The sequence below is a fragment of the Burkholderia sp. S171 genome (assembly GCF_009766085.1).
Lineage (GTDB): Bacteria > Pseudomonadota > Gammaproteobacteria > Burkholderiales > Burkholderiaceae > Caballeronia.
Genome location: NZ_LMUF01000007.1, coordinates 115,100 through 117,038, shown reverse-complemented (window position 1 = coordinate 117,038; position 1,939 = coordinate 115,100). Strand labels below are relative to the sequence as shown.

Annotated in this window: 1 protein-coding gene; it reads right to left on the bottom strand. The window is 57.5% G+C overall.

Going from position 1 to position 1,939, the window contains the following annotated elements:
* Positions 1-231: 231 nt before the first annotated feature.
* Complete coding sequence (locus tag GSQ93_RS03490) at positions 232-1,845, bottom strand: NAD(P)/FAD-dependent oxidoreductase (RefSeq protein WP_158934247.1); 1,614 nt, start codon at positions 1,843-1,845, stop codon at positions 232-234.
* Positions 1,846-1,939: the final 94 nt, after the last annotated feature.

Genomic DNA, 1,939 nt, shown 5'->3' with positions numbered 1-1,939 from the left:
TCCCTGATCGCGCGCCCCCTACATCATCCACACTCCAACGGCGTGCACCCCCAGAGAGGCGTCGTTGATGGATCGCATACGATCATTTGCAGTCCCGCGCCAAGGCAGCACGAAAAGTAAATCTGCCATTTCGTGCGGCAACCGTGCCTCACCCGCGGGTAACCCGTCGGGCACCGGCGAATAAATACGTCGTAACGGCCAGCAAGTGAACCGGCCGACGCGGCACAGCGCCTAACTCACCATCATTTTCAACGCGAGCGCCTCGGCCACTTCTATTCCATCGATCGCGGCCGAATAAATACCACCGGCGTATCCTGCACCTTCGCCCGCGGGATAAAGACCATCGACATTCACGCTTTGGTAATCGTCTTTTCGCCGAACTCGTATTGGCGACGACGTGCGCGTCTCCACGCCCGTCAATACCGCGTCGTGCATAGCGAAGCCGGGGATTTTTTTGTCGATCTGCGGTAATGCTTCACGAATCGCCTCAACCACGTATTCCGGCAATGCGCTGGTCAGGTCAGTCATACGAACGCCAGGTTTGTACGACGGTTCGACGGACCCAAGCTGGGTAGACGGCCGTCTCGCAATAAAGTCGCCCACCAGTTGTGCCGGCGCGCAGTAATCACTGCCGCCAAGCTCGAACGCCCGTTCTTCCCATTGCCTTTGAAACGCGATCCCTGCTAGCGGACCGCCCGGGAAATCGTCCGGCGTAATTCCGACGACAATGCCCGCATTTGCATTACGCTCATTGCGCGAATATTGGCTCATTCCGTTCGTGACGAGGCGTCCCGGTTCCGATGCTGCCGCAACCACGGTTCCACCTGGACACATGCAAAAACTATAGACCGCCCGACCGTTGCTGCAGTGATGGACGACTTTGTAATCGGCCGCGCCTAGTAGCTTATGGCCAGCAAATTTGCCAAACCGGCTCCTATCGATCAACCCTTGCGGATGCTCGATCCGGAACCCGAGCGAAAACGGTTTTGCTTCCATGTAGACGCCGCGATCGTGCAACATCTCGAACGTGTCTCGCGCGCTATGTCCCACCGACAGCACGACATGCTCGCAAGGTAGCGTTTCGCCATTGGAAAGCGTGAGACTTCGCACCTTGCCGCCATCGATCTCAATATCTTCGACACGCGATTCAAAGCGCACCTCACCACCGAGTTGGTGAATGGTCGCGCGCATTTTCTCGACCATCCCCACCAGTCGGAACGTACCGATATGCGGCCGGCTCAGATAGAGAATGTCTTCGGGCGCGCCGGCAAGCACGAACTCTTCGAGCACCTTACGTCCGTAGTGCTTCGGGTCTTTGATCTGGCTGTAGAGCTTGCCGTCCGAAAACGTCCCGGCACCGCCTTCGCCAAACTGCACGTTCGACTCGGGGTTCAGCACGTTTTTTCGCCACAAGCCCCAAGTATCCTTGGTCCGTTCGCGAACAGCCTTGCCCCGTTCCAGGATGATTGGACGAAAGCCCATCTGCGCGAGAATCAATCCGGCGAACAAACCGCACGGTCCCATGCCAATCACGACGGGTCTCGGCGATGTCATCGACACCGGCGCCTTCGCGACAAATTTGTACGCCATGTCTGGCGTCACGGTGCAATGCGGCTGATCGTCCAGGTAACGAAGCGCGGCGGCTTCGTCCCTCACTTCCACATCGACAATGTAGGTGAGCTTGATGTCCGCCCGCTTGCGTGCATCGTGCGCACGACGGAATACCGTATAGCGGATCAGGCCATCGGCAGGGACATGAATAAGCGCGAGACGTGAGCGAATTGCCGACTCGAGTTCGCTTTCCGAATGCTCAAGCGGCAGCTTGATTTCGCTTAGACGTAGCATGGGGACCTGTTTTGCAAAAGCAGTGAACACATCTTGGCTAAAGCACTATTTTAGCGTGTTGAAGAAAGCGCCAGCCGTGCGGTTCTGGTGTTCG